Source organism: Flavobacterium hungaricum, from assembly GCF_015182285.1.
In the GTDB taxonomy this organism is placed as follows: domain Bacteria; phylum Bacteroidota; class Bacteroidia; order Flavobacteriales; family Flavobacteriaceae; genus Flavobacterium; species Flavobacterium hungaricum.
In genome coordinates, this window is the sequence record NZ_PRDM01000001.1 from 863644 (window position 1) to 889378 (window position 25735).

The following is a 25735-nucleotide window of genomic DNA, read 5'->3' on the forward strand; positions in this document are numbered from 1 at the left end:
TTTCTTTAATAAAAAAATCCAAAAAACAATCAATGCTACTTTTTGGATTTTATAAGTGATACTATTTTTATGTTCTTTTACAGTCCAACAAAATCATCGCTTTTTGGGAAAATGCTCAAAGCTTGAATTGCAATTTCTGGAGTCGGAGAGGCTAGTTTTCTTAATTTAGTATCCATCCATGCGCCATCTACGGTAATGGTTGCGCAAAGGGTGTCGTCTTCTCTTCTAAATTCGTGAATGATTGACCAGCGCGAAGCATCAGCTTTCATTTTTGAAGTTTTAGTATGAATGAATATTTTGTCTGAAAGTTTTAATTCTTTTCTAAAAACACATTCTTCTCTAAATAAAACCGGACCAAAACCCTGTGTCTGCATTACTTTTAGAGTCAATCCCAGTTCTTCTAGGATTTCGATACGATGCTGTGCACCAAAATCATAATAAGCACTGTGACGAACGTGAAAATTAGGGTCAAGATCTGACCAGCGAAAAGAAATTTCTTTTATAAATGATGCCATTTTGTAATTGTAAATTTAATTAGGATTCGAAATTACGAATAAAAAAGGAAACAGTTTGGTAGAATATTCAAAGTCATATTTGACTATAATTCTGTAGGTAAATTTTAAATTATTTCTAAATTTTAGATAGTAAAACAAGATTTAAAAAAAAACAGTTGCAAGAATTTGCAACTGTTTCTAAATGTCCTCATTTATGAGAATTATAAAAAGATATTTTTTGATTATAAAGATTCTAGTTTATTAAAATTTTATTACTTTCCTCTTTACCATTATTGTTTATTTTTAAAATGTATACTCCTTTTTTTAATCCTTCAACATTTAAAGAGTTATCTTGATTATCAATCTTAATTTCTCGTTTTTGTGTACCATTTAGGTCATATAATCTAGCGTAAATTTGAGAGTTTAATTTTGTTTTTGAATTAGTGTCCTTCAATTTTATATGTACAATGCTATTTGAAGGATTAGGATATATATCAAATTTTGGATTTTCTATTTCATTTTCATTAATGTTTTGTTGCAGAGGTCCAGCAACTCTACTTATTTCTTCATCTTCATTATTTAGTGCTTGAGTAAAATAGATCTCGTCACTTCCGCAAGAATTTGTTGCAGTTAGTTTAAATGTTGCTGAAAAAGGAGGGTAAGCTGTTAAAATTCCAAGGCCGCCGCTTGCACTAAAAAAATCTACATAACCTGAACTGGCCACAAGTTGCCAAGTGTAGGTTGAAAAGTCATTATACATATCCTGACCGCGATAATTAAAGACATATCTTTCTACTCTTTCTGCTGTAAAGTTTGCTACTGGAGAACCCACAATTGCTACATTTTTTGTTAGAGCAAATGTTTGTCCGCATGGGTTTCTTAATAAAGCTGTTAGAGTAAAAGTTCCTTTTGAAACAGGAACTATTACAGCTTGATTTCCAGAATTTGTTACAGTTGCAATTGCATTGTTTGAGGAACTCCAAGTTACAGTCAGGTTATTGTGTAAATTTGGGATTGTGTATATCGATGATGCTGTTTGATAACAAATTGCAGGACCCCCGTCAATTGACAAAAGTGTTGGACTAAAACCGCTTCTTGCAACTGTACAAGTTTTTGAAGGTTGATCTACTCCATTTAATACAGGAACTACTGTTACTTCTGATGGGATAACTGTAAAATCTGTAGGGCTTAAAGCTATACTGTTTGTAGTTGTAGTTACTACAGTGTTTCCTGGAACTGAAGAACCGTTAATGCTCCATCCATATCCAAGATACCATTTATAAGATAAAGTTCCTGGAGATCCGTAAACATTTGTAACAGAGAAGTTGTAGGTGCGTTGTTCGCAATATATAGGCTGTGATTTAGGACTGATTTCGAATGTAGGAGATGGATTTTTTGTTAATTTATATATGCAGGTTTTAGCAGGAGAGTTGGTAGAAGAATGACTATATTCTCCATAAAAATTACTTCCAGTAACATCAATACTAGATGCTGCAATTGTTGTACTAAATGTTCCTTCCCATGTTGATGTTCCTCCAAAAAATGAATTATTAACAATTATTCCATTGATTTGAACAGCAGGGTCGGTGCTATTTTTTTTTAAGAAAATTTTAAATTGCGCTGCAGGTCCAACGTCTGTTGATGGTGATGGTTTGGTAACTCTAAGGGTAAAAGTAACATTAACAGAACTGTTGTTTCCTAGAGCAATTGTACTACAATTTTCAATGGATGAATTGTTAACACGCACATCAAACATCCCTGCGGTTATTTGCGCGTTAACAAAATTTGTGAAAATAAAAAAGATTAAAAGAATCTGTAAAGTAGTTTTTTTCATAAGTTATTTGTTAAATTAGTACTATTTGTTTTGTAAAAATAACTTATTTATATGAAAATACTTTCTTTTTTTTAAATTAAAATTAATAATTTGTATTTAAAAATAGAATTAAACATCAAAGATTATTGTGAATTAAAGTTGCATTTTTGCCAGTTCCACTTCCAATTTATCAAAGTTCTCTTCGTTTTTATCGACAACGTAGGGTTTTAATTTCTGGCATTCTTCAACAGTTTCAAAAAGCATTTTAAAAACAACTTTGGTTTCGTTTTCGGAAATGGCTTCAAAAGTGGTCAGAATTTGAAATAAAGGTTTAGAATGCCGTTTCCACGCGATAAGACTGGGTTCGTCAATTTTAATAAATTCGACATCATTTTCGTAGTTTCCTTTATCGGGACCGTGCATCGTGAAAGTCCATTTGCCGCCTTCGCGAAAATCAAACTGATGAAAAGTATTGGTAAAGCCTTTTGGCCCCCACCAATTTTTTAAATGTTCTGGCTGGCTCCATGCTTTGAAAACAAGTTCTTGAGGAAACTTAAAAATCCTGGAAGTGACAATTTCGGAATCTGGTGTTGTTGAAAGAATCTTTGAAATCATTTTTAATAACAGATTAAGTTAGACGAATCTTTAATAATAAATTTACGCTTATTTCTGATACCTGATTCTTTGATTTGTTTAAATCGTCTCAAGATTATCCCATTCATATTCAATTTTATTAATTTTCATGAAATAGGGGATAAGCAAGATAATCTCCAATCTTAAAGAAAAATGTCCGTTTGCTGTAGTAAACGGAAGTATAAACATAGATGCAATACAAATTGCAATACCTACAATAGCATCTATTTTTGCAATCATAATGGCATTTGGTCTTTCAAACCAAAGCGAATACGCAGCAAAACCTTTTAAAATCATTATAGCAATTATAAAAATTCCAATTCCAGAATAAGCAGTGTTGGTATAAAATCCGTAAATGGATAGATTTACATTTTCGACAAAAAGATTTGTTATAAGAGCGCCTACGGCAAATACACTTAAAATCATGAAAATCCAGCAGAAAACTTTTATCCACCACGGTAATAATTTTCGTCTTATAATTTCTGGTTTGTCAAATTCATCAAATTTACTTTCTAATTCTTGGTTCATTGGTTGTTTTAGGTTTTAATTGGATAACGAATGTAGTTAATTATTCTCTTTTTGTTCTTGATTGATTTCTTCTTTTGCATTCAATTTTTTAACAATCCAAGGAAGCGTTAATCCTTGGCCGATTAATGTTAAGAGTACAACTGCGACTGAAATAAATATTACAGCATTTCGATGCGGAAACGGGGTTCCGTCTTCAAGAAATTTAGGAAGTCCGATTGCGATTGCCAGCGAGACGATACCGCGCATTCCGGACCAGCTTAGAATGATACTGTTGTTAAAATCAAGTAAAGCATGTTCGCTCACTTTTCGTTTTCTTCGATTGTCCAGAAAGGCTTTCTGAAGATTTATTTTTTGGATAAAGACCCTTGCCATTCTGATAAGCAGGGCTACAATTGTAATGATAAACGCATAACCTATGTAAGGCAGAATCATTTCATTGTCTATATCTTTTAGAATGTATCTGAAATTGAGTCCGATTAAGATAAAGATTAATCCATTCAATAAAAAAATAATCACATCCCAAAGACCTTTAGATTGGTTTTTTAGACTTTCTGGGAATATCTTTTTGCTGAATCGTGAAATGGCCAGTCCTAAAATTACAACAGCAATTACACCAGAAACATGCAGATGTTCTGCAATTAAATACGTTACAAACGGCATTAAAAGCATAAAACTAATCGTGACTTCTGGTTTTTTCTTTACTCGCGTTAATATAAAAGCAAGGATTTTTGACATTACAAATCCAACCAGAAATCCGCCTCCAAGTAAAATAACGAATTCTAAAGCGGCTTTCCAGATTATAAAAGCACTGCCTAACACCGCAGCAACAGCAAATCTGTAGGCAACCAATGCTGAGGCATCGTTGATAAGACTTTCGCCTTCGAGTATCGTAATGGTTTTATGCGATATTTTAAGCCCTTTGGTAATACTGATTGCAGCTACTGCATCTGTAGCAGATAGAATTGATCCCAGTACAAAGGCTAGAGGCCAGGTCATTTCTGGAATGAGATAATATGCTGTTACTGCAATGGCAACGGTGGTAAGAAAAACCAGCCAAATGGCTAATGTCGTTATGGTATGAATATTGGTTTTAAAATCTTTCGGAGAAATATTAAAAGAGGCATCGTACAATAATGGCGGCAGAAAGAGTAAGAAAATAATATCCGGATTAATTTCTATTTCTGCCATGGTCGGAATAAAACCAATTTCGACTCCAACGATAACCAATAGAATAGGGTAGGGAATTTTTAATTTATCAGCGAAGGCCGAAAGACCTATTACAATCGCGAGAATAAAAATTATTATGCTGTAGTTTTCCATTTATCAGGCTTTTAGAAAATAAATAATTTGTGCTTGATTAAAGTTTTGTAATTTTTGCAAGGGTGAATTTATTTAAGTTTGGCTCTAACTCTCGATTTTTTTATTGATTTAAGATTTAAAAAGTAACTTATTCTTCCGATAAGAAAGAGTAGAAATAACCCCGAAAAAAAGCTGATAATGGCATAGAGAAAGTAATCATTTGTTGAATAATGTAAGCTTTTTAATAAATTGAGTATACCTAAAGTGAAAAAGAAGAGACCGAAAATTAATATAAGATATTTCATTAAAAAGTCTTTTTTGGGTAAATAATACTCTTCTCCAGGATTTTTAGGATTGTAATATACAGGCGTTATTTCTCCAATTTTAGCAGAAGAATTCGTTTTACCTTTGACTCTGTAACTTTTAGTGCCATATTCATTTTTATGAGAAAATGTAAAAACAGGTACTTTTACAGAAGGCGAGTCATCGCCACTGTTTTCAATAGAAATATCGATCATTTTTGCTTCAGTAAGGAGTCCATTTTTCTTTAGCTTTGACTGTTCTTTATGAACAGAATACGAAATATAAATGGCTATGGAGCTAATTAAAATCAGAAAAGCATTCCAAAAATAGGTTCCGATAAATTCTAACATAGTTATCTTGATAATTGTAATTTAATTGTATTTAATCGAAATCAAACCATCTCGGAAGCTCTTCATTTTCATCAAGATGAGCGTACTCTTCAGGAAACATTTTGCTGAGTCTATAAATCATTTCTACTTTTACAACTGGATCTTCTGAGTTTTCGGCTAAATTTCTAATAGCAGCTATTGCTTCTTCGGTTCCAATGCTGCGTAATGCATGTCCACATTGATTGATAAATTGTCCAGTGCCAGTACTGTAAGATTCTAAGTAATCAAATTTCTGCTGCATTGCAATTTTGATAAAAGAAACGCTGGATGGATGCTGTCTCCATTGCAAATCTTTAATAATAGCGTGATATTTTTCATGCCAGGGTTCTAATAACATTTCGTGAAGCAAATCTATACAGTCGTCATCTTCGTCTATTACCCAGTGAAATAACAGACAAAAGTCCATATCAGCACTATTTTTAGAAGTTATGATGTCTTTAATGATTTTCCTGCCTATTTCGTATTTAGATTCTATCGAGAAAGGAAGTTGTGCTTCTATTTCGGGTTTTGAGTAGCGGCCACTTTTATTTTCGTTAAAGATCTGTTTTATTTTTTCTATCATTGGTTGTTGCTGTAGAATTTCTCTGTAGTTATTTTTTACGAATGTAATTATTTTTACTATTGTTTGCAGAGATTATTATTCAGGATGGCTAATCTTCTTGTTACTCTATTTGTTATAAAGTACGATTGTATTTGTCGTATAGTAATTTTTCTCGATCATAATTGGTGTTCGGTTTCGAATATTGCTCCGTTTTTGTATAGTTACCTATGTAGTTCTTTTTCCCATATAATTTTATTATGCAATTTTTATTTCATTGACAGCTAAAGAGAAACGAATTGTATTTAATTTTTTAAGGCGGTCCATCAATTGTTGGGTTGGGATTTACTTTAAATTTTCTTTTTACAGGCAAATACTTAACAGTCAGATAACCGCCCATTCTGCCAACATTATTCCATATAATAAAATCTTTAGATTTTGAGTTTCCAGTTTCGACATTTTGATAAATGATTGTTATTACATTTCCTGTTTCGGTCTCTATATTTGAAAAATCTAAAATTTGAAAAATAGAATTATCGTTTTTTCTGATAATTTTCAGATGATCCATTTGTGCACTATCTTGATCATTTTGTTTAGAATAAACACCAACAAAATAGTAATCGGCTAATGAATTTAACTGTAGGATTTCGATATCATGAAATGCATTGTTTTTTGCAGTGTCGATGAGTTTGGAAGTGAAGTTTAAACTTAAAGACAATACCTTTTTGGTATTAAGGTCTGTCCATGTTCCGTTGCATTCTTTCTCTGAAAAGTTAAATTCGAAGACAGCAGCATTTTTATTATTCTGAATTTCATAAATGTAGGCGCGATTGGTTTTAAAATTTATTTTTCCTTCAAGCTTTATAGGGTTGTTGTGTTTGTCGTATTTATATACTCCATTGATATTAAAATCTTTCTTTTGCTTTTCGCCAAAATAGCCATCGGTAATTTGAATGGAAAATGAGATTGGATACTTATCAATAGTACCTTTATAATTATAGCATTTGTACCATCCGGCATAAGTGTTGGTAAAACTGAAAATAATGATTAAATTCAATAATATGTTTTTCATAGTTCTAAAGGGCTTTTAAGTTGCAGTATGTAAAGGCTTTATTAATTTTATTTAAGGCTTGTAATTCTTTCATTTTGGTACTGAATTGTGGTGGGAATTTTATTATTTGCGATATGTTTTTATTATTTGTCCTTTTTTGTTTAGCAAATGATGGGTTTTATCTTTTGTCCATGCTTCTCTTTTGTTATTTTTTAGTTCGGTTACAATTTCAAATTCTTGACCATATTTATTTAAGTAGCCGCTTTCTATAATATTTCCACCCTAAGTCCAATGGTTATCGATCAAACCTTCATATCCATTTTCTTTAATGATTTGCTTTCTAGTTTTTTTTCCATTTTCATAAATTTCTTCTCCAATTTAAAGTTATAGGACAATAGAAAAAAACTTTTTAAAGCTGGAAATCCTCTGATTTTAGTATCGAAACAGAATTACCTTTGTTTATATACAATTCTATTCTGGCTTTTATTCTACTGCTTCTCCATACCAAAAGATTTTATCACGTAAAAATGGAAAATCCCAATTTTCTGCATATATGTTTTGAAGTTCTGCTGACCAACCATCTACAGAATCAGTTTTTTCATTACTTTTTCGTGTGGCTATATATTTTCCTGTAATAAAATTGAAAGACTTTTTAATAAATTTGGAGTTTTTATTATAGGTTAATTCATATCCTATAACTTGAATTTTCTGGTTTTGATTATTAAATCGTAGTTTTATTTTTTCAATCAAATCTTTCTTTTCTCCCGATATATTTGGGACAGATTCTTGGTCATTATAGCCGATTCTTATAATGCATACTTTTTTTTCTGTTATTGTGAAAGATGTAGAGTAGTAGGATTCTATATTATTATAGAGAACGCTATTATTAATTAAATTAAATTTAATTTTTTTGTTTTGTGAAGACAGAAATACCGAAAGAAAACTTTGTACTAATTCATCTTCATTTTTTTCGATATTAAAATCATCATCTAGATTATCGTTATCAAATTTTGCATATAAACTTCCTGCAACTTCTCTGTCTTTTTCTTTAGTCCATTCTTCTTCTTTTTCATTCTTTTGATAAGAATCATCACTATTTTTAGATTTGTTTTCACAAGATTGGAGTGAAAGAATAAATAGAAACAACGTAAATAACTTATTCATTAAATTTTGATTTAATTTCAATTTTTACCGCAAATGTAATCGAATTCCTTATAAAACTGTAGAAAGATTAAAATTGTTTAAAATTGGTAAACTGCAGATTATTCAATTAGCATGTGTAGTTTTAATTTTTTTTTTTGAAAAAGACTGCCCTAGCCCTGATGGAAGCGGCATCCTTTTTACTGCTTCTTTAGCAGGGAAAAGATAGAGCGGACAGCAGGTTTATGCTTCTAAAATGACAGCTAAAGCACTGATATGCCATAGTTGTCAGGTGTTGAAAATGTCATGTTGGCAGATTTTTTTTGGCATGCCAAGGGCAAACTGACAAATTATATTGGTTTTTTATATTGGCACAAAGATTGACTTATGCCACCTGAGTTATAAAATTAAATCAAAAATTAAATATATAAAAAATGGGTAAAATAATCGGAATTGACTTAGGTACGACGAACTCTTGTGTTTCTGTAATGGAAGGTAACGAAGCAGTTGTTATCCCTAATGCAGAAGGAAAAAGAACTACTCCTTCTATTATCGCTTTTGTTGAAGGTGGAGAAATTAAAGTAGGGGATCCTGCAAAAAGACAAGCAGTAACGAATCCTACAAAAACGATTGCTTCTATTAAACGTTTTATGGGACACACTTTTGCTGAAACTCAAGATGAGGCAAAAAGAGTTCCTTACAGTGTTGTAAAAGGTGACAACAATACACCTCGTGTGGATATTGATGGTCGTTTATACACTGCTCAAGAATTGTCTGCTATGACACTTCAAAAAATGAAAAAAACTGCTGAAGACTATTTAGGTCAAACTGTAACTGAAGCGGTTATTACTGTTCCTGCTTACTTTAACGATGCACAACGTCAAGCTACTAAAGAAGCTGGTGAAATTGCTGGTCTTAAAGTGATGCGTATCATCAACGAGCCAACTGCAGCTGCACTTGCTTACGGATTAGATAAAAAAGGAACTGATCAAAAAATTGCTGTTTACGATTTAGGTGGAGGTACTTTTGATATCTCTGTTCTTGAATTAGGAGATGGTGTATTTGAAGTATTATCTACAAATGGTGATACTCACTTAGGTGGTGATGATTTTGACCAAGTTATTATTGATTGGTTAGCTGACGAATTCAAATCTGAAGAAGGTATTGACTTACGTTTAGACCCAATGTCATTACAGCGTTTGAAAGAAGCTGCTGAGAAAGCTAAGATTGAATTATCTTCTTCTGCAGAAACTGAAATCAACTTACCATACGTAACTGCTACTGCTTCTGGACCAAAACACTTAGTGAAAAAATTATCTAGAGCTAAATTTGAGCAATTATCTGATACTTTAGTAAAACGTTCTATGGAGCCAGTTGCTAAAGCATTAAAAGATGCAGGTTTATCTACATCTGATATCGACGAAGTAATCCTTGTAGGAGGTTCTACTCGTATGCCAAGAATCGCTGACGAAGTGGAGAAATTCTTCGGTAAAAAAGCATCTAAAGGTGTTAACCCTGATGAGGTTGTTGCTATTGGAGCTGCTATTCAAGGTGGAGTTTTATCTGGAGACGTAAAAGATGTATTGTTACTTGACGTAACGCCTCTTTCTTTAGGTATCGAAACTATGGGTGGTGTGTTGACTAAATTAATCGAGTCTAACACAACTATCCCAACCAAAAAATCTCAAGTATTCTCTACTGCTGCTGATTCTCAACCATCTGTTGAAATCCACGTATTACAAGGAGAAAGAGCAATGGCTGCTGATAACAAAACTATCGGTCGTTTCCACTTAGACGGTATCCCACCAGCACCAAGAGGAGTTCCTCAAATCGAAGTAACTTTCGATATCGATGCTAACGGTATTATCAAAGTTTCTGCAACTGATAAAGGAACTGGAAAATCTCACGATATCCGTATCGAAGCTTCTTCTGGTTTAACAGCTGAAGAAATCGAAAAAATGAAAAAAGATGCTGAAGCTAACGCTGACGCAGATAGAATCGCTAAAGAAAGAGCTGAGAAATTGAACGAAGCTGACAGTACTATTTTCCAAACTGAATCTCAATTGAAAGAGTTAGGAGATAAATTGACAGACGATCAAAAAACAGCTATCGAATACGCTTTAACTGAATTGAGAATGGCTCACCAATCTCAAGATCTTGACGCAATCCAAAAAGGATTAGACAATGTAAATGCAGCTTGGAAAACAGCTACAGAAGCAATGTACGCTCAAGGCGGTGAAGGACAACAAGCTGCTCCACAACAAGAGCAGTCTTCTGGAGACAATGTTGAAGACGTTGAATTCGAAGAAGTTAAATAATTTACTCGTAAAGACGCACTGCAGTGCGTCTTTACCATTTGAATATGAAAACCGAGTCAGAAATGACTCGGTTTTTTGTTTTTAATTTTTATGAAAAAGGCGGTATAAAAAGCTTCTTTTTGTTATTACATAAGCACCGCCAAGAGTATAAGTCTCACACTTACTTTCTTGAAATAATTCTATAGAAGCAAATTTAGATAACTTATATGCGAAGGTATTATAAGGCTCAAAACCTGTTTTAGTAAATAGAAGTGAATCCTTTTTATTTGCAGTAAAACAAAATTTACCATCAGTAGAAGGATGAACTATTTTATTCTTGCTGACAACGAGAATTTCAACATCTTCAAAATTTGGATTATTATCATCAATGATAATTTGTCCGTTAATTTCTATTTCTTCATTGTCACAATCTACAGGAAGATTTTTTTCAGTTGTTTTTTGGTCCGTTTGTACTATTGTAGGTTTTCCTTGTGCTATTGCAGTATGATTTCCGAGACCTAAAAATGCAATTAAAGATGCAGTTGCAATTACCCATATTGAGTTTTTTTCTTTTGGAATATTTATTTCCCTTTCCAATTGTGAAGTTTTAAATCTTCCACATAAATTTTCATCTTCTTTATAAGCTAAAAAAATCTCCCTGTCAGATGATTTCGTAAAGTCATTTACGTTTTTTTGGCAGCTTGCGCAAAATCTCCCTTTTTTAGATGGAGACATTTTAGACCAGTTTTCATGACAAGGTTCTGGAATCTAGATAGTTATTTTTTGAGCCATTTTTAGTCTGATATAATAAATTTTGCAAAATTTAATATTAAATAAAAGTAATTATTATTTTGAATTATAAAACATAACTTTCTCATCAAACTGACAATTGTCATTTCTTGTTCGAATTCTTTTTCGTAATATTACTATTGTAAATTTTCATGAATGAGAAAGATCAAGTACAAGAAAGGGCGTAAGCTGCAACACATTACATTAGAGTATACTGGCTCGCATAAAGAGCTGAAAACAGAGATGCAGCTTTTTGTATATGATGATGCTGATGTTGTAGAATACGAAAAGTTTACCGTTCAGGCTCTCAATTCTTGCTTTGATTACACTAAAAATAATTGGCTGAATGTTCATGGTTTAAATGATATCAATCTCATTAAAACAATCGGTACGCATTTTAAACTAGATGATTTTCTGCTTGCAGATATCTTAAATACGACTAAAAGAACCAAATTAGAAGAACAGAAAGATGTTTTATTTTTTAATATAAAATCGTTGCTGCCTTCTGAATATTCAGACAACATCAGTGTAGAACAAATCAGTTTTATCTTAAAAGATGGAATTTTGATCTCATTTCAGGAAAAGCGAAGTGATTTCTTTACGCATATCAGAGAGCGTCTTCGCACGCATGCAGGAATTGTTCGAACCAAAAAAGTAGATTATCTTTTGTACCTGCTTTTAGACGCGGTTATGGAAAACTTTTATATTACACTAGAAGATGAAGAGGATAAAGTAGAAGAATTGATCAATTTGACTAAAAAAGATGCTAAACCAGTCATTTTAGAAAAAATTGAAAACCACCGTGATAACTTGAATTTTTTAAAACGTTCTATTGTGCCGTTGAGAGATTCGTTATACTATCTAAAAACCAAGAAAGATGACGACGATAAAAATGATTTAATTCAGAAAGACACATTCAATTTTTTTATCAGACTGCATCAAAAAAGTTTAGAACTTTTAGAGCAGATAGAATCTGATATGAGTTCTTTAGAAAGTGCTTCTAACTTTTATTTTTCGGAACAAAGCCGCAAAATGAATGAGATTATGAAAACCCTGACGATTATTTCAGCCATATTTATTCCGCTTACATTTATAGTTGGAGTGTATGGAATGAATTTTGAAAACATGCCCGAACTGAAAATGGAAAATGGTTATTATATCGTAATGATCAGCATGTTTTTTCTGGTAATCGCATTGATTATTTATTTCAAGAAAAGACGCTGGTTTTAACGTTTGTTTCTGTTGAAAAAGAAAATGATTTCTATAAATTTGTTATTTAGAATAAATATAAATAATTATGAGTAAAGCAATATATATAGCCACAAGCGATCATAACAGCGGAAAGTCGATTATTACCCTCGGCCTAATGAGTATCTTGATTGGTAAAACGGCTAAAGTAGGTTATTTTAGACCTATAATTGAAGATTTTGTCGATGGGGTAGATAATCATATTGAGACAGTTTTGTCTCATTACAACCTCGATATTAAAATTGAGGATGCTTATGCTATTACAAAAAGCAAACTCATTAAAAAGAAGAATAAAGGCAAGATAGGAGAGGTTCTAGACTTGATTATTGAAAAATATAAAAAGCTGGAAGAACGTTATGATTTTGTTTTGGTAGAAGGTACAAGCTTCACCGGCGAAGGAACTTCAATTGAATTAGACACGAATGTTTTAATCGCGAAAAACCTCGGAATTCCGACTATAATCATTGGTTCTGGAGTTGGTAAGACCTTAGACGAATTGGTAGACAGCCTTTCTTTAGTTTATAATTCATTTAAAATAAAAGAGGTCGAAGTATTATCTGTTTTTGCGAATAAAGTACAGCCAGAAAATATAGAATTAGTTCGAAAAGGACTTGAAAAAAGCTTACCGCAAGACGTTTTAATCAATGTCATTCCGTTGATTTCAAGTTTGAATAATCCAACAATGCAGGAAATTGTCAATCAATTACATGCAAAAGTATTATTTGGCGATGCTTACTTAAATAATGAGATTGGACATTTCAGCGTGGGAGCCATGCAATTGCACAATTATTTAGTGCATTTAGATAACAATGCATTGGTAATTACGCCGGGCGACCGCTCTGATATTATTTTAGGAGCCTTGCAAGCCAACGAATCGGCTAATTATCCGACTATATCCGGAATTATCTTAACAGGGAACATTATTCCAGAAGAAAGTATTTTAAAGCTTATAGAAGGACTTTCTGCTATTGTGCCTATCATTGCAGTTGATGGCGGAACTTATCATATTACAAACAAAATTGGGGCTATCAAATCTGAAATTTATGCTAATAACACGCATAAAATTGAAACCTCAATTACGACATTTGAAAAATATGTCGATGTCGAACCATTGTCTGAGCGTTTAATCACGTTTGTACCAGAAGGTATGACGCCAAAAATGTTCCAGTACAACATGGTGCAGAGAGCCAAACAGCATCGCAAACATATTGTACTTCCAGAAGGAAATGACGATCGAATTATCATTGCCGCGTCTCGATTATTAGATATGGATGTAGTCGACATTTCGATTATTGGAGATAAAAAACAAATCGAGAATAAAGTAGCAGAACTAGGTTTGACTTTCGATTTTTCTAAAATTAACATCATTATACCAAGTGAGTCTAAGATGTACGAAGATTATGCAAATACCTATTATGAGCTTCGTAAAAATAAAAATGTGAGTATTACAATGGCACGCGATTTAATGGAGGACGTTTCTTATTTCGGGACCATGATGGTTTACAAAGGTCATGCAGACGGAATGGTTTCTGGTGCAGCTCACACAACACAGCACACTATTTTACCAGCGTTGCAATTTATTAAAACCAAACCAAATTCATCTGTGGTTTCTTCGGTGTTTTTTATGTGTTTAGAAGACAGAGTTTCCGTTTTTGGAGATTGTGCTATTAATCCAAACCCAACGGCTGAACAATTGGCAGAAATAGCGATTTCATCTGCAGAATCCAGCTCTGCTTTCGGAATTGAACCAAAAATTGCCATGCTTTCCTATTCTTCTGGATCTTCTGGAAAAGGGGATGAAGTAGACAAAGTAAGAACAGCTACTGAAATAGTAAAACAAAAGCGTCCAGATTTAAAAATTGAAGGGCCGATACAATACGACGCCGCTGTAGATCGTGCAGTGGGAAAAAGCAAAATGCCCGATTCTGAAGTTGCAGGACAAGCAAGCGTCTTAATATTCCCAGATTTAAATACCGGAAACAACACTTATAAAGCCGTACAAAGAGAAACCGGAGCGCTAGCCATCGGACCAATGTTACAAGGTTTAAATAAGCCTGTAAACGATTTAAGCCGAGGCTGTACAGTAGATGATATCATAAATACTGTTGTAATTACAGCAATCCAAGCGCAAGGGCTGTAAATCAATTAAAAAGTTAGAATTAAAAAATAAAAATATTGCGCCTAATCTTGTAAGAACCTCAGGAGCTTAGAACCTTAGTCGCTTAGTAACTTAAAATATCCAATGAAAATATTAATTATAAACTCAGGAAGTTCATCAATAAAATATCAATTAATGGTCATGCCGGAAAATGAAGTAATTTGTTCCGGTATGATCGATAGAATTGGATTAGAAACGTCAAATGTGACCTTCAAGACAGCAACCAATTCTCATGAAGAGATCATTCCGATTCTGACACATAAAATTGGTTTGCAGAAAGTAGCCGATATGCTTTTACATCCAGAAAAAGGCGTAATAAAATCTACATCAGAAATTACGGCAGTTGGGCATCGTGTTGTTCACGGCGGCAGTTATTTTTCTGATACAACCATCATTACAAACGAAGTAAAAGAAAAAATAAAAGAACTTTCAGAACTAGCTCCGCTGCATAATCCGGCGCATTTAGTGGGAATCAATGTGGCCGAAGAAATTTTTGCATCTGCAAAACAAGTTGCTGTTTTTGATACCGCTTTTCATCAGACAATTCCCGTTGAAGCACATAAATATGCGATTCCAAATTTCCTTTTAACAGAACATAAAGTTCGTGTTTACGGTTTTCACGGAACAAGCCATAAATATGTTTCAGAAAAAGCGATTAGTCATTTAGAGAAGAATTCTAAGATAATAACCATTCACTTAGGAAATGGCTGCAGTATGTCGGCAGTAAAAGATGGAAAAAGTATTGATACGACAATGGGATTTTCACCTGCAAATGGTTTGATTATGGGAACCCGTGCCGGTGATATTGATCAGTCTGTAATTTTCTATATGATCAAAAGTCTTGGTTATACGCCAGATGAGGTAAATTCGATCTTATTAAAACAAAGCGGTATGCTGGGACTAACTGGTTACAGTGATTTGCGTGATATCGAGGCCAAAGCTCAGGAAGGAAACAAAGACTGCGAATTGGCTTTGTTAATGAATGCGTACCGAATTAGAAAAACAATTGGTGCTTATGCAGCAGCATTAAACGGATTGGACGCCATTGTATTTACAGCTGGAATAGGTGAAAATTCTTCATTTATGCGAAATTTAATCTGTACTGATATGAGTTATTTCGGAATTGAAATAGACAAAGAAAAAAATCAAATCCGTTCAAAAGAATTACGAGAAATCAATTCTTCAGAATCGATTGTTAAAATTTTGGTTGTACCAACAGACGAAGAATTTGAAATTGCAAATCAAGTTTATCACTTGCTTGAAAATTAATAGAAAAAAAGGCATTTTGTATCAAAAGCTTCTCAATTGAGAAGCTTTTTTTACGCCGTCAAATTAAATTTTTGTCAGTATCTTTGAATATAAATCCGAATATTGTGAAATCGATCCTTTATAAATTCATTTTCTTCTTTTTCATCACTTCTTTACAAATTCAGGCACAAGAATTACTCCCTTTCGTAGAAAATTACAGTAAGTCTGATTATCAAGGAGATAACCAAGTGTGGAATGTCGCTCAAGGTAATGACGATGCGATGTACTTTGCTAATAATCATTATTTACTGAGATACGACGGTGTAAAATGGGAAAAATACACGCTTCCTAATAAAACGATTATTCGCTCTATTTTGATCGAAGGTGATAAAATCTATTCTGGATCTTATAAAGAATTTGGTTATTGGTATCGAAAAGACGGGAAAATGCATTATTTTTCTATTACTAAAAATCTTAGATTATTTGACGAAAGAGACAATGAAGAAATCTGGAAAATTTTTAGATTCAACGGTTCATTGTATTTTCAGTCATTTAATGATGTTTTTATTTATAACGGAAAATCAATTCGAAAAATAAAATTTCCGTTTCTTATTTCCTATTGCTTTGCTGTAGATCAAAATCTTTACGTTGCATCTGTTCAGGATGGAATTTTTAAAATGAACGGTAAATATATTGCAAACCCAAAAGGATGGAATGTTTTAAAGCATACTGTTGTTCATGCTATAGAGAAGTACAAAGGCAAGACTTATATATTTACGCAGAAAAAAGGAGTTTTTGTTTTTGATGGTGTAAGTTTAAAAAACTGGGACAATCCGATAAATGAAGTTTTAAAATCGGCTACCATAAACGTTGCAAAATTTATTAAAGGTGAAAAACTTATAATAGGCACTGGAAATCGAGGTATTGTAATTTTAGATTTAAAAACAAATCAATACAAAAATATTGAACGCGATAATGTCCTAATGAATAACTCAATTCTAAGTTTAGGATTTGATAAAGAAAATGATTTATGGATTGGATTAGATAATGGATTAGCGCATGTAGAGGTCAATTCTCCAATTTCTTTTTTTTATGATAATTCAGGAATATTAGGATCGGTTTATTCTGTTGCAACTGTTGATAAAGGGTATCTAATCGCTTCTAATCACGGGATTTTTGAATATAGCGCTGGAAAATTTAATATGATCCCTAATACTCAAGGACAGGGATGGAATATTTCTTTGATAAACGGAAAATATATAATAGGACACAATGACGGTACATTTTCGTATGAAAATAATACGCTTAGTAAAATTAATGGCATAAGCGGGGGCTGGAATATGTCTAAAAGCAGTATTAATAATACCTATTTTCAATCAACTTACAGCGGTATTTTGGTTTACGATGATCCGTCAAATTTATCTCATTATAAAATTATAAAAGATCTTGCAAAACCAATCAAATATGTAGCCCAGAATAAAAAAAATGAAATTTGGGCAGCCGATAATTATCGAGGATTGTACAGGGTTTTGCTAGATGATAATTACAATACTTTAAAAGTTGAAAATGTCACGCAGCAGAGCAAAATACAAAACGATTTTGGAATCAAGATTTTTGAATTTAGAAAAGAGATACTTTTTCTAATCAACAATTCCTGGTACACCTATAATTCGATTTCGAATAAATTAGAAGAAAATGATTTATTCAATCAAAACTTCAAAAATGTTACCGACGTCATTTCTATTGACGAAGATCATTTTATGGTATTGCAAAATGGAATTCTATATCATATATATGCAGAAGGAAATAAATTTATCTGGAATATTATTCAGGAGAAGTATTATAAAGGAAAACTAATAAACGAAAATCTTAGAGTTTTTAAGAAAGACAAAGATTATCTTTTTAATCTCGACGATGGATTTATTTCTCTTAAGCTGGAATATGAAAACAGACAAAATTCTAAAGTTGAAATTGAAGCTTTTAGTGACAATCAACTAATACCAAACGATAGTAAAATAAAATTCAATACCGAATTGCGTATAAATGTAATTTCGGGAATCTATGGAGCCAGCAAACCTAATTTGTTTTATAAAATAAATAAAGAAAAAGATTTTATTCCGATCTCTGATGGATTAATTATTTTAAATAATTTAGGCAGTGGTTATCATTCCATAGAGATTTTTAAACATGATGGGGCTACGTATGATAAAGTTTCAGAATATAAATTTCGAGTAACCGAACCTTGGTATTTTTCATTCTGGATGGTCTCTCTTTATCTCCTTATTATAGGAGCTGTCTTGTTTTTTTATTACAAATGGAATAAGCTGCGATACATGCAAAAATTAAAACTACAGGCAGAAGAATTAAAGCATCAAAGAGAAATTCTGGAAATGGAATTGAAAAAAGAAAATGAACTTAACATTCAGGAATACGAAAAACACATTTTAGAATTAGAATTACAGACAAAATCCTCAGAGGTTGCCGGAAAATCGCTGTCCATAGCCAAGCAAAGTGAAATGATCGAAAAAATTCAAGGTATTTTGGAGAGTGAAAAAGATTTCAGCAGACTTAAAAGCGAAATTAAGAAAGCAATCAAAATAAATGAAGTAAATAAGCACGAATGGGAAACTTTTGAAACCAATTTGAATCAAATTCATAACGAGTTTATTATTAATCTCTCTAAAAAATATCCTCATCTTACGCCAAAAGATCTAAAATTGTGTGTTTATCTCAAAATGAACCTTTCTTCTAAAGAAATTGCACCTTTAATGAATATTTCATTTAGAGGTGTAGAATTACATCGATATCGTCTAAGAAAGAAATTAAATCTAACTCAAGAAGAAAACCTGTCCAAGTTTTTATTAACTCTGTAAGATTTGCATTTGTTTTTTAAATATTTAATATTTTTAGATGTCTAATTTTATATTATTCAAACACATCATTACTACATCATAATATACTGTTAATGAAATTTATTTAACATTTATTGTGTTGAAAATCAAATTCATACATATAAAATTTAACACAATGATGTAGCTATGCTGTAGTGGTAAATGATGTACTACAACGTTGTAATTGCTTAATTTGGCTGTACTAACTTAAACGATTACATACTGTATGAAAAATTTTATTTTTAGCTTTTTAGCGCTCTTGCTGCTGCCAGCTTATATGTCTGGGCAAGCAATCAAAGGAAAAGTAGTAGACAGTAGTGGAATGGGAGTTCCAGGTGCAATAGTTTCTGCACCAGAATCCAGGGCCACGGCTGATGCTGATTTCGACGGAAATTTTACAATCAATGCCAAAGTGGGCGAAATGATCAAAATCTCTATGTTAGGTTTTGACTCAGTTACAGTTCCTGCAACCGCTGCACCAATGACCATAACTTTAAAAGAATCAGAAGATACTGCTTTAAAAGAGGTAGTAGTTATTGGGTATGGTACCAGAAAGAAAATTGATAATACTTCGGCTGTAAGCTCAATCAAGTCGGAAGAAATTACTAAAATGAAGGTTGTAAATGCTTCTCAAGCCATTCAAGGTAAAGCGGCTGGTGTTCAAGTTGCTACATCTGATGCACCTGGCAGTACGCCTTCTATTGTAATTAGAGGGGTTGGTACCGCTTTAGGAGGTAGAAATCCTTTATATGTAGTTGACGGAATGCCAACTGATAACATTAATAATATCAATACAAATGATATTACATCATATGAAGTTTTAAAAGATGCCTCAGCACTTGCTATTTATGGTACTAGAGGAGCAAATGGTGTTATCATGATTACTACTAAAACAGGTAAAGGAAAACTTGTTGTTGATATTGATAGCTACGCTGGATTTAGATCGCCTTTAAAGAAAGTTAGAATGGCGAATGCTGATCAATATATTCAATATAATAATGCAGCATTTATTAGTCAATTTCCAGCTGGAAGATTTTCTGCAAACCAGCAATACAATACCAATTGGTTTGATGAAATAACAAGAACAGGAGTGTATACTCAAAATAATGTATCTCTTTCTGGATCGTCTGAAAATATTAAATATTTTTTTAGTGTAGGTAATTACGAAGAAGAAGGTATTTTGAAAGGTACAGAATATGGACGTACTACTTTTAGAAGTAATAACGAATATAAAATTTCAGACAAACTTAAAATTAGTCAAAATTTTAGTGTTAGTTCTATAAAAAATACACCGCAGCCAATGTCTGCATTCACATCAGCTTACAGACAATCTCCTTTAGTTTCTGTACGTTATCCTGACGGAAAATATGGTGTGCCGTTTATTGCAAATGGAGTTGTAGGTGAAACTGGTGACTCTTTTAACTCAGTTGGTAACCCTGTTGTTGCTTTAGATTATAATAATGAAGAGCAAAAAACGGTCATGATTCAAGGAGGATTAAGACTAGATTGGGATATCATGAAATCATTGAAATTTACTTCACAATTTAACGGAGAATATTTCACATACAAACAATACAATTTCGTTGATAATTTAGGTCTTTGGCTGGCTGCTGATCCAACTAGAGTAGAATCAGGCTATGATAAAAAGAGTTTGAATACAAATACATTGACTAGAAATACAGATGATTATTTCAACTGGAATTTATCTAACTACTTTACATATAATAAAGTTTTTGGAGAGATTCATGATGTTGAAGTTACTGCTGGTATTGAAGCTAACGTGATAGGTGTTAGATCAAAAACTACTGCAGATGTAAAGAATGTAAATCCAAATAGTAATTATTGGGCACTTGATGGAGTAGCTTATGCACAAAACGGAGGTGTAACCAATTACAAAGCTGTAAATGAAAACGAAGCTACATTAGCATCGTATTTTGCTCGTTTTCAATACAAATTAAAGGATAGATATTTAGTAACAGGAACTGTAAGACGTGACGGATCTTCGAACTATTCAAGCGATTACCGTTGGGGAACATTCCCATCATTTGGTATTGGATGGATTGTAACCAAAGAAAGTTTCTTATCAGATGTAAAAGGTTTAGATTTATTAAAACTTAGAGGTTCTTGGGGTAAATTAGGAAACCAAAAAGTACCACTAAACATTCAATCATTTACATCTGGAGTAGATTATAATGGTGGTTCAGGAACTACAATTAATTCTCAGATTGACCCAAGTTTATCATGGGAAATTGTAGAAGAAGCATCAGCAGGTTTAGATGTTGAGTTGTTTAACAGCAGATTAAAAGGATCATTTGATGTTTATAGCAAAAACACTAACAATGCAATTTTAAATGTTACACCTTACTCAACTTCAGGGATTACTTTAGAATCTCCAACACATGTAGGAGAAGTATCTAATAAAGGTTACGAAATTGCTTTACGTTGGGACGATAAAATTACAGATAACTTAAGTTACTGGGTTGGGGGGAACTTCTCTCATAACAAAAATGAATTAGCTAGTTTAAAAAATGTTAGACTTGCAACTATAAATGGAGGTTCATTAGGTAATGGCCAGGTTACAAAAATACTGGATAATACATCAGTAGGACAGCCTTTAGGTAGTTTCTATATGTATGAATATGCAGGTGTTGATCCAGCAAATGGACAGATGTTGTACTACACAGCAGACGGAAATAGAGTTGCTCAAGGTGCTTTAGATCAAACTAAAGATAGAAAATACGTAGGTTCGGTTTTACCAACTTCTACTTATGGAGTTACTTTAGGATTAAATTACAAGAACATTGACTTCTCTGTAGATGGATACGGCACAGGAGGAGCGAAAGTATATAATGGAAAAAAAGCACAGCGTTTTTATGGAGAAAATGTAGAAACTTCTTTATTAAATGATATGTGGACAACACCAGGCCAGGCAGCGTCAAACCCAGCACCATTTAATCAGGTTCCAGTAGCATCAACCTACTATTTAGAATCGGGAGATTTCTTCAGAATCAATAACATCACTTTAGGATATAAACTTCCTTTAAGAGAAGAAGGCTTTATTAACTATTGCAGAATTTATGTAAATGCTATGAACCCTTTCATTAGTCAAAAATTTTCAGGATTCTCACCTGAGGTTTTAGGAGATGGAGAATTAGTTAAAGGTACTCAAGGAGTTGAGTTAGATGCTTATCCAGCGTTAAAAACATTTGTAGTGGGTGCAAACTTAAAATTTTAATATTATGAAAAAGTTATATATATCACTTTTTGTACTTTCTGGATTGTTTGTGTCAGGATGTTCAGAGGATTTTTTAGAAGTAGATCAAACAAAAAACATACCGGCAGATCCTGCATTGGTTAATAGCGATGCAGGTGCAACCTCAATGGTTGATGCAATTTATAATATATTTTTATCTTGGGATATGTCTTCTTTTGCATGGAACGGAGTTACCAGTATTATGACTGACGATGCAGACAAAGGATCAGATCCAGGAGATACAGGTACAGATAAAGATGTTCTGGATGCTTTAACTTTTAATTCTTCTACGCCATCATTCAGCAGTATTTGGAATTATAATTATGCAGGAATCAATAGAGCAAATCAGGCTTTAGCAATGTTACCAAAGCTTGATCAAGTAAGTCCATCTTTAAAAACAAGATTAGAAGGAGAAGCAAAATTTTTAAGAGCTTTTATGTATTTTACTTTGTTGAAAGGATATGGAGGAGTTCCAATTGTAGATCATTTACCAATTCCTGGAAATCAAAATGACATAAACATGCAGTTGATCCGTAAAACTCCAGCGGAAGTTTATGCTTTTATCGAACAAGACTTAAATGACGCCGTGCAGGCATTACCATTAAAATCTTCATATAGTGGTTCTGATGTTGTACGTGCATCTCAAGGTTCAGCCTATGCTTTATTAGCGAAAGTTAATTTATACCAGAAAAAATGGCAAAACGTGATTGACAATTGTGATAAAGTAACGGGTTACTCTTTGGTTTCAGATTACTCTTTACAGTATAAAAAAGAAGGAGAATTTGGTCCAGAATCTATCTTTGAAATTAATGGAATTGGAGGAACTTCTTCTCCAGGATACGGAATCGGAAATTATACAGTTTCTCAAGCGCCTAGAGGTGCTGGAGGATGGGGCTGGGGTTTCAACACACCTAGTCAAGGTTTAGCAGATGCATACGAAGCAGGAGATGTTAGAAGAGCGGCTACTATTATTTTTAGAGGTTCTACTTTATATGACGGAACAGTTGTGGCAGCTACAGTTTCTAACCCAATGTACAATTATAAAGCGTATTCATCAGCTTTTTACAATCAAGAGTTTACAGATACAAACCTGAGATATTTGCGTTATGCTGAAGTATTATTAATGAAAGCGGAAGCGTTAAATGAATTAGGACAAACTGCCGCTGCGATTCCTTTGATCAATCAGATTAGACACAGAGCTAATCTTGGCGACACTCCAGCAGTATCTCAAACAGATGTTAGAAAAGCAATCTATAAAGAAAGAAGATTAGAAATGGCTTTTGAGCATGACAGATGGTTTGATCTTGTAAGAACTGGTCAGGCTGAAGCAGCTATGAAAGCAGATGTAAGTCCAACTTTCCCTAACGGAAAAACTTTTATAGTTGGTAAACATGAGTTATACCCAATTCCAGCTACAGTTGTGCAGCAATCAGGAGGGATAACAGCTCAGAACCCTGGTTATTAATTAAAATCTTTTAAAAAAATCACTTCCTTCAATCTGGAGGAAGTGATTTTAATTTCAATATAATAAAAACAAAGACATGATTAGATTTTCACTTTTAGTACTTTCATTTGCTTTTTTAAGCTGTGGTTCTAAGGAACAAAATCAAAATGAAGAGGATAATACAAAACCTTCTATAGAGAAATTAACAGATGAACAGCTTTTAGATGTTGTTCAAAAACAAACTTTCAAATATTTCTGGGATTATGCTGAACCTAATTCAGGATTGGCAAGAGAACGTTACCATCCAGACGGAAATTATCCTGAAAATGATGCCAATATTGTAACAACAGGAGGTTCAGGATTTGGACTTATGGCTTTAGTTGCAGGAATAGACAGAGGTTATGTTTCTAAGGAAGAAGGTGTAAAAAGATTGGATAAAATTGCAGATTTCCTTGCAAAAGCAGATCGCTTTCACGGAGCGTGGTCACACTGGATTGATGGAAATACCGGAAAGGTAAAACCTTTTGGGACTAAAGATAATGGAGGAGATTTAGTCGAAACATCATTTTTAGTTTCAGGATTTATTACGGTTCGAGAATATCTTAAAACAGGTAATGAAAATGAGAAAGCCGTAGCGGCAAAATACGATGCACTTTGGAAAGGTGTTGATTGGCAATGGTATACCAATAACAAAAATGTACTGTATTGGCACTGGTCTCCAAGTTATGCATGGCAGATGAATTTTCCTTTAGAAGGTTATAATGAATGTTTAATAACTTATGTCTTAGCAGCATCTTCGCCAACACATACAATTGATGCAAAAGCATATCACGAGGGATGGGCGAGAAGCGGTGCTATTGTTTCTTCAAAAACAAAATACAATTTACCTCTGATTTTAAAACATAATGGGGCTGAAGAATTTGGCGGGCCATTATTCTGGGCGCACTATTCTTATGTAGGTTTAGATCCAAATCAGTTGAGCGATAAATATGCTGACTATTGGAATTTAAATGTTAATCAGACGAAAATCAACTATCAGTATTGTGTAGAAAATCCAAAAAATGGTTACAGTGCCGATTATTGGGGCTTAACCGCATCTTATTCTAGAAATCCTGACGGATCGATCGGTTACAATGCACACATGCCGAGTAATGATCAGGGAGTGATGTCTCCAACGGCTGCAATAAGCTCGATTGTTTATACACCAAAAGAATCTATGGCTGTAATTCGCAATTTATATGATAATCACAAACAAGAAACGTGGGGTAACGCAGGTTTTTATGATGCTTTGAGTTTACAAAATAAATGGGTTGCAAAACGTTATTTAGCAATCGATCAGGGACCAGAAGTAGTGATGATTGAAAATTACCGTTCAGGCTTATTATGGAAATTGTTCATGAATGCTCCTGAAGTAAAAGAAGGTTTAACAAAACTTGGATTTAAATCGGGTAAATACGGAATCTAAATTTTAAAATGAAAAAGAAACTATTCTTCTTAATGTTGCTTTTTTCTGGTTTTGGTTTTGCTCAGACTGAGACAACAGGAAAAATAAAAACAGTTGTGATGAGCAATTTTGAATTAGGTTATGTCTTGCACAAACCTATGAATACAAAAGAAAAAAAGCCATTAATTGTTTTTATTTCTGGAGACGGAGAAAAAGGAACCGATTTAGAGAAAGTCAAAATTAACGGTCCTTTAAAATACTTAAAAACTCATGCATTAGACGCATATGTTTTGGCTCCTCAATGTAAAGAAGATGAAAATTGGGATATAGAATCGATTTATCAATTGATTTTAAAAATCCAAAAAGAAAATAAAATAGATGCTGACAGAATTTACGTTACAGGCTTAAGTTCTGGAGGCTGGGCAGCTTGGAATTTGGCTTTTTCACATCCTGATCTATTTGCCGCAAACGTACCTGTTGCTGGTTTTGTAGATTTAATTGAATTAGAAAAAACTTGTGAAATAGCCAATATTCCAACGCGAATTTTTCATGGACTGCTCGACGATGTAGTAAATGTTAAATATGCAATAACGATTTACAAAGAATTAAAAAAATGCAATGCCAAAGATGTGCAGTTAACCATTTTTGATGATGCAAATCATGACAGCTGGACGAGAGTGTATGACAACGCAGCAATCTATGACTGGATGTTACAGCAGAGAAAAACAAAAACAAATCAATAAATTATAATGAAATCGCTTTGATTCCAAATTAA

Annotated in this window: 19 protein-coding genes; 9 read left to right on the forward strand and 10 right to left on the reverse strand. The window is 33.0% G+C overall.

Going from position 1 to position 25735, the window contains the following annotated elements; translation table 11 throughout:
• Positions 1-77: 77 nt before the first annotated feature.
• From C4F50_RS03750 to C4F50_RS03790, 9 genes are all read right to left on the reverse strand, one after another.
• The gene (locus tag C4F50_RS03750; RefSeq protein WP_073409155.1) at positions 78-515 is read right to left on the reverse strand and encodes an acyl-CoA thioesterase; all 438 of its coding nucleotides are present in this window, start codon (positions 513-515) and stop codon (positions 78-80) included.
• 232 nt (positions 516-747) lie between these two features.
• On the reverse strand, positions 748-2328 hold the full coding sequence (locus C4F50_RS03755; RefSeq protein ID WP_193845082.1) for a T9SS type A sorting domain-containing protein: 1581 nt from the start codon (positions 2326-2328) through the stop codon (positions 748-750).
• Positions 2329-2460: 132 nt separating this feature from the next.
• Complete coding sequence (locus C4F50_RS03760; RefSeq protein ID WP_193845083.1) at positions 2461-2922, reverse strand: SRPBCC family protein; 462 nt, start codon at positions 2920-2922, stop codon at positions 2461-2463.
• A gap of 78 nt (positions 2923-3000) precedes the next feature.
• Positions 3001-3468, reverse strand: coding sequence for a hypothetical protein (locus C4F50_RS03765; RefSeq protein ID WP_193845084.1), 468 nt, complete (start codon positions 3466-3468; stop codon positions 3001-3003).
• Between the two features lie 36 nt (positions 3469-3504).
• Positions 3505-4788: a Na+/H+ antiporter gene (locus tag C4F50_RS03770; protein WP_193845085.1), complete on the reverse strand. Its 1284-nt coding sequence runs from the start codon at positions 4786-4788 to the stop codon at positions 3505-3507.
• Positions 4789-4856: 68 nt separating this feature from the next.
• Positions 4857-5420 carry a DUF3592 domain-containing protein gene (locus C4F50_RS03775; RefSeq protein ID WP_193845086.1) on the reverse strand — a complete coding sequence of 188 codons (564 nt, stop codon included), beginning with the start codon at positions 5418-5420 and terminating at the stop codon, positions 4857-4859.
• A gap of 31 nt (positions 5421-5451) precedes the next feature.
• Positions 5452-6021 carry a hypothetical protein gene (locus tag C4F50_RS03780; protein ID WP_193845087.1) on the reverse strand — a complete coding sequence of 190 codons (570 nt, stop codon included), beginning with the start codon at positions 6019-6021 and terminating at the stop codon, positions 5452-5454.
• A 289-nt stretch (positions 6022-6310) separates the two neighbouring features.
• Positions 6311-7069: a hypothetical protein gene (locus C4F50_RS03785; RefSeq protein WP_193845088.1), complete on the reverse strand. Its 759-nt coding sequence runs from the start codon at positions 7067-7069 to the stop codon at positions 6311-6313.
• Between the two features lie 462 nt (positions 7070-7531).
• On the reverse strand, positions 7532-8212 hold the full coding sequence (locus tag C4F50_RS03790; protein WP_193845089.1) for a hypothetical protein: 681 nt from the start codon (positions 8210-8212) through the stop codon (positions 7532-7534).
• Between the two features lie 410 nt (positions 8213-8622).
• Between C4F50_RS03790 and dnaK the strand changes: the two genes are divergently transcribed.
• Positions 8623-10506 (forward strand): molecular chaperone DnaK, encoded by a 1884-nt coding sequence (gene dnaK / locus C4F50_RS03795; RefSeq protein ID WP_115886724.1) that lies wholly within the window; start codon positions 8623-8625, stop codon positions 10504-10506.
• Between the two features lie 81 nt (positions 10507-10587).
• Here the strand turns inward: dnaK and C4F50_RS03800 are convergent, their stop codons facing one another.
• Positions 10588-11220 (reverse strand): hypothetical protein, encoded by a 633-nt coding sequence (locus C4F50_RS03800; RefSeq protein ID WP_193845090.1) that lies wholly within the window; start codon positions 11218-11220, stop codon positions 10588-10590.
• A 210-nt stretch (positions 11221-11430) separates the two neighbouring features.
• Between C4F50_RS03800 and corA the strand changes: the two genes are divergently transcribed.
• The 8 genes from corA to C4F50_RS03840 all read left to right on the forward strand — a co-directional run bounded on the left by corA (position 11431) and on the right by C4F50_RS03840 (position 25703).
• Positions 11431-12504 (forward strand): magnesium/cobalt transporter CorA, encoded by a 1074-nt coding sequence (corA, locus tag C4F50_RS03805; protein ID WP_193845091.1) that lies wholly within the window; start codon positions 11431-11433, stop codon positions 12502-12504.
• A gap of 67 nt (positions 12505-12571) precedes the next feature.
• Positions 12572-14662, forward strand: coding sequence for a phosphate acetyltransferase (gene pta / locus C4F50_RS03810; RefSeq protein WP_193845092.1), 2091 nt, complete (start codon positions 12572-12574; stop codon positions 14660-14662).
• Between the two features lie 102 nt (positions 14663-14764).
• Complete coding sequence (locus tag C4F50_RS03815; RefSeq protein ID WP_193845093.1) at positions 14765-15949, forward strand: acetate/propionate family kinase; 1185 nt, start codon at positions 14765-14767, stop codon at positions 15947-15949.
• A gap of 104 nt (positions 15950-16053) precedes the next feature.
• Positions 16054-18801, forward strand: coding sequence for a histidine kinase (locus tag C4F50_RS03820; RefSeq protein ID WP_193845094.1), 2748 nt, complete (start codon positions 16054-16056; stop codon positions 18799-18801).
• 244 nt (positions 18802-19045) lie between these two features.
• Positions 19046-22054 (forward strand): SusC/RagA family TonB-linked outer membrane protein, encoded by a 3009-nt coding sequence (locus C4F50_RS03825; RefSeq protein WP_193845095.1) that lies wholly within the window; start codon positions 19046-19048, stop codon positions 22052-22054.
• Positions 22055-22058: 4 nt separating this feature from the next.
• On the forward strand, positions 22059-23537 hold the full coding sequence (locus C4F50_RS03830; protein ID WP_193845096.1) for a RagB/SusD family nutrient uptake outer membrane protein: 1479 nt from the start codon (positions 22059-22061) through the stop codon (positions 23535-23537).
• Positions 23538-23613: 76 nt separating this feature from the next.
• Positions 23614-24981 (forward strand): glucoamylase family protein, encoded by a 1368-nt coding sequence (locus tag C4F50_RS03835; protein ID WP_193845097.1) that lies wholly within the window; start codon positions 23614-23616, stop codon positions 24979-24981.
• Between the two features lie 8 nt (positions 24982-24989).
• The gene (locus C4F50_RS03840) at positions 24990-25703 is read left to right on the forward strand and encodes a carboxylesterase family protein (protein ID WP_193845098.1); all 714 of its coding nucleotides are present in this window, start codon (positions 24990-24992) and stop codon (positions 25701-25703) included.
• The last annotated feature ends 32 nt before the right edge of the window (positions 25704-25735 follow it).

Excerpts from the sequence above, each read along its gene's own strand:
- dnaK (WP_115886724.1), top strand. The coding sequence starts at position 8,623 with ATGGGTAAAATAATCGGAATTGACTTAGGTACGACGAACTCTTGTGTT.
- C4F50_RS03755 (WP_193845082.1), bottom strand. The coding sequence starts at position 2,328 with ATGAAAAAAACTACTTTACAGATTCTTTTAATCTTTTTTATTTTCACA.
- C4F50_RS03770 (WP_193845085.1), bottom strand. The coding sequence starts at position 4,788 with ATGGAAAACTACAGCATAATAATTTTTATTCTCGCGATTGTAATAGGT.
- C4F50_RS03800 (WP_193845090.1), bottom strand. The coding sequence starts at position 11,220 with ATGTCTCCATCTAAAAAAGGGAGATTTTGCGCAAGCTGCCAAAAAAAC.
- C4F50_RS03760 (WP_193845083.1), bottom strand. The coding sequence starts at position 2,922 with ATGATTTCAAAGATTCTTTCAACAACACCAGATTCCGAAATTGTCACT.
- C4F50_RS03790 (WP_193845089.1), bottom strand. The coding sequence starts at position 8,212 with ATGAATAAGTTATTTACGTTGTTTCTATTTATTCTTTCACTCCAATCT.
- C4F50_RS03840 (WP_193845098.1), top strand. The coding sequence starts at position 24,990 with ATGAAAAAGAAACTATTCTTCTTAATGTTGCTTTTTTCTGGTTTTGGT.
- C4F50_RS03825 (WP_193845095.1), top strand. The coding sequence starts at position 19,046 with ATGAAAAATTTTATTTTTAGCTTTTTAGCGCTCTTGCTGCTGCCAGCT.
- C4F50_RS03780 (WP_193845087.1), bottom strand. The coding sequence starts at position 6,021 with ATGATAGAAAAAATAAAACAGATCTTTAACGAAAATAAAAGTGGCCGC.
- C4F50_RS03830 (WP_193845096.1), top strand. The coding sequence starts at position 22,059 with ATGAAAAAGTTATATATATCACTTTTTGTACTTTCTGGATTGTTTGTG.
- C4F50_RS03815 (WP_193845093.1), top strand. The coding sequence starts at position 14,765 with ATGAAAATATTAATTATAAACTCAGGAAGTTCATCAATAAAATATCAA.
- C4F50_RS03765 (WP_193845084.1), bottom strand. The coding sequence starts at position 3,468 with ATGAACCAAGAATTAGAAAGTAAATTTGATGAATTTGACAAACCAGAA.
- C4F50_RS03835 (WP_193845097.1), top strand. The coding sequence starts at position 23,614 with ATGATTAGATTTTCACTTTTAGTACTTTCATTTGCTTTTTTAAGCTGT.
- C4F50_RS03785 (WP_193845088.1), bottom strand. The coding sequence starts at position 7,069 with ATGAAAAACATATTATTGAATTTAATCATTATTTTCAGTTTTACCAAC.
- pta (WP_193845092.1), top strand. The coding sequence starts at position 12,572 with ATGAGTAAAGCAATATATATAGCCACAAGCGATCATAACAGCGGAAAG.
- C4F50_RS03750 (WP_073409155.1), bottom strand. The coding sequence starts at position 515 with ATGGCATCATTTATAAAAGAAATTTCTTTTCGCTGGTCAGATCTTGAC.
- C4F50_RS03775 (WP_193845086.1), bottom strand. The coding sequence starts at position 5,420 with ATGTTAGAATTTATCGGAACCTATTTTTGGAATGCTTTTCTGATTTTA.
- corA (WP_193845091.1), top strand. The coding sequence starts at position 11,431 with ATGAGAAAGATCAAGTACAAGAAAGGGCGTAAGCTGCAACACATTACA.